Annotated in this window: 2 protein-coding genes; both read left to right on the top strand. The window is 70.4% G+C overall.

All coding sequences use genetic code 11. The features are described from left to right. Nucleotides 1–30 precede the first annotated feature (30 nt). Nucleotides 31–1503 (top strand): endo-1,4-beta-xylanase, encoded by a 1473-nt coding sequence (locus ACFV0G_RS32060; RefSeq protein WP_380555608.1) that lies wholly within the window; start codon nucleotides 31–33, stop codon nucleotides 1501–1503. Between the two features lie 172 nt (nucleotides 1504–1675). Next, nucleotides 1676–3118, top strand: a complete 1443-nt coding sequence (locus ACFV0G_RS32055; protein ID WP_380555606.1) for a non-reducing end alpha-L-arabinofuranosidase family hydrolase — start codon at nucleotides 1676–1678, stop codon at nucleotides 3116–3118. Nucleotides 3119–3256 lie beyond the last annotated feature (138 nt).

The following is a 3256-nucleotide window of genomic DNA, read 5'->3' as shown; positions in this document are numbered from 1 at the left end:
CCTCCCCCCACCCAAGGAGAACGATCCGTCATGCCACGGCTCAACGAGAGAATCCGTCTTGGCAGGGTCCTGACACCGGCAGTCTGCGCGGCGGTCGGCATGGTCGCGGTCCTCGCCGCGGCCCCCGCGGTCCAGGCCGCCGGGGCGGGCACACTGGGCGCGGCAGCGTCCGGCAGTGGCCGCTACTTCGGCACCGCATCGCCCGCGGGCAAGCTCGGCGACTCGACGTACGCAAGCATCCTCGACCGGGAATTCAACATGATCACCCCGGAGAACGAGATGAAGTGGGACACCACCGAACCCTCCCGGGGGTCGTTCAACTTCGCCCCCGCCGACTCGATCGTCAGCCACGCCTCCGCGCACGGCCAGCGGATGCGCGGCCACACCCTGGTCTGGCACTCCCAGCTGCCCAACTGGGTCTCCTCCATCAACGACGCCAACACCCTGCGCAGTGTGATGGACAACCACATCACCCAGGAGATGGCCCACTACAAGGGGAAGATCTACGCCTGGGACGTGGTCAACGAGGCCTTCGCCGACGACGGCAGCGGCCGGCACCGCGGCTCGGTGTTCCAGAACGTGCTGGGCGACGGCTTCATCGAGGAGGCCTTCCGCACCGCCCGGGGCGTCGATCCCGCGGCCAAGCTCTGCTACAACGACTACAACATCGAGAACTGGTCCGACGCCAAGACCCAGGGCGTCTACAGGATGGTCAAGGACTTCAAGTCCCGCGGTGTGCCCATCGACTGCGTCGGCTTCCAGAGCCACTTCGGTGCCGGCGGCCCGCCGGCCGGCTTCCAGACCACGCTGTCCAGCTTCGCCGCGCTCGGCGTGGACGTCCAGCTCACCGAGCTCGACATCGCCCAGGCGTCCCCCACCGCCTACACGAGCGCCGTCCAGGCCTGCCTCGGCGTCGCCCGCTGCACCGGCATCACCGTGTGGGGCATCCGCGACAGCGACTCCTGGCGCACCGGCGAGAACCCCCTGCTGTTCGACAACAGCGGCAACAAGAAGCCCGCCTACGGAGCCGTCCTCACCGCCCTGAACAACAGCGGCGGCGGCACACCGAGCGGGGGCATCACCTCCGGCACCGTGTACACGCTCACCGACGTGGCGGCGGGACGCGTCCTCGACGAACCCGCCGGGCAGAACGGCAACGGCACCCCGCTCCAGGTCTGGGACGCCGGCGGCGCCACCAACCAGCAGTGGCGGGCCACCCAGAACGGCGACGGCAGCTACACGCTGACCAACATCGCCAGCGGCCGGGTCCTGGACGACCCGGGCGGCCAGACCGGCAACGGGACGCGGATGCAGGTCTGGGACGCCAACAACGGCGCCAACCAGCACTGGAAGGCGAGCCGCAACGGCGACGGCTCCTACACCCTGACCAACGTCGCCAGCGGCCGCGTCCTGGAAACCCCCGGCGGCCAGACCGGCAACGGCACCCCCGTCCAGATCTGGGACGCCAACAGCGGCGCCAATCAGCACTGGAACTTCAAGTGAGCTGATCCGCAACCGGCTTGTCGCTCCGAGGCCGGGGGCGGTCCCGCACCGCCCCCGCCCCCGACCTCGGCACGACCCCCTACCGCGGCATGCGCAGGAGCGCTTGCGACAGCTTGTGAGCGCTCACAGTCGTGCCGTGACTGCATCCCCTTCACCACTCCGAGGAGGTCCCATGCACAGCCGAAATCCGAGCCGCAGGCAGTTGTCCGTGCTGCTCACCGCATTCGTCGCGACCGCGGCGGCGCTGGCGGCGATGCTCGTCGCGGGCCCCGCCCAGGCAGCCACCACCGGCGCCCTGCGGAGCGTCTCGTCCGGCCGGTGCCTCGACGTGGCGAACGCCGGCCAGACCGACGGCGCCCTGCTGCAGATCTACGACTGCTGGAACGGAACCAACCAGCAGTGGACGCTGACGTCCGCCAACCAACTGACCGTCTACGGCAACAAGTGCCTGGACGTCCCCAACCACGCCACCACCGCCGGCACCCGGGTGCAGATCTGGACCTGCAGCGGCGGCGCGAACCAGCAGTGGCGGGTGAACGCCGACGGCACGGTCACCGGTGTCGAGTCCGGGTTGTGCCTGGACGTCACCGGCGGCGCCACCGCCAACGGCACCGCCGTGGAGCTGTGGACGTGCAACGGCCGCAGCAACCAACAGTGGACCGGCCTGACCCCGACCACCCCGACCACGCCCCCGCCGACCGGCACCGCCTGTCCCCTCCCGTCGACCTACCGGTGGAGCTCCACGGGCGCCCTGGCGCAACCCGCCAACGGCTGGGCCTCGGTGAAGGACTTCACGAACGTCGTCTACAACGGCAAGCACCTGGTCTACGCCTCGAACGTGAACGGCTCCTCGTACGGCTCGATGGCGTTCGCGCCCTTCACCGACTGGTCCGGCATGGCCTCGGCCGCCCAGACCGGCATGAGCCAGTCCGCGGTGGCGCCCACCCTGTTCTACTTCGCGCCCAAGAACATCTGGATCCTGGCCTACCAGTGGGGCGCCTGGCCGTTCATCTACCGCACCTCCAGCGACCCCACCAACCCCAACGGCTGGTCCTCGCCGCAGCCGCTCCTCACCGGGAGCATCCCGAACTCCGGCACCGGCCCGATCGACCAGACCCTGATCGCCGACGACCAGAACATGTACCTCTTCTTCGCCGGTGACAACGGCAGCATCTACCGGGCCAGCATGCCGATCGGGAACTTCCCGGGCAGCTTCGGCTCCTCCTACACCACGGTCATGACCGACACCGCGGCCAACCTGTTCGAGGCCCCGCAGGTCTACAAGGTCAAGGACCGGAACCAGTACCTCATGATCGTCGAGGCGCGCGGCGCGAGCGAGCAGCGCTACTTCCGCTCCTTCACCGCCACCAGCCTGAACGGCTCGTGGACCCCACAGGCCGCCACCGAGTCCAGCCCCTTCGCCGGCAAGGCCAACAGCGGCGCGTCCTGGACCAACGACATCAGCCACGGCGACCTGGTCCGCAACAACCCGGACCAGACCATGACCATCGACCCCTGCAACCTGCAGTTCCTCTACCAGGGCAAGTCCCCCACCGCCGGCGGCCCCTACGACCAGCTCCCCTGGCGTCCGGGCGTCCTCACCCTGCAGCACTGATCCGACGACCCGATCCGACGCGGGCCCCTGCCGGACACCCGCCGGGGCCCCCCCCGCCGGCGCCCCCCCCCCCGGGGCGCCCCCCCCGGGGGCGGCCCGCCCCGGGCGGCGGAGCGGCGGGGGGGCCCCGCGGGCCGG

Origin of the sequence: Kitasatospora sp. NPDC059571, assembly GCF_042735675.1 — a bacterium.
In the GTDB taxonomy this organism is placed as follows: domain Bacteria; phylum Actinomycetota; class Actinomycetes; order Streptomycetales; family Streptomycetaceae; genus Kitasatospora.
Note: the sequence above shows the minus strand (reverse complement) of the source record. Positions and strands in the feature narration are given on the sequence as shown.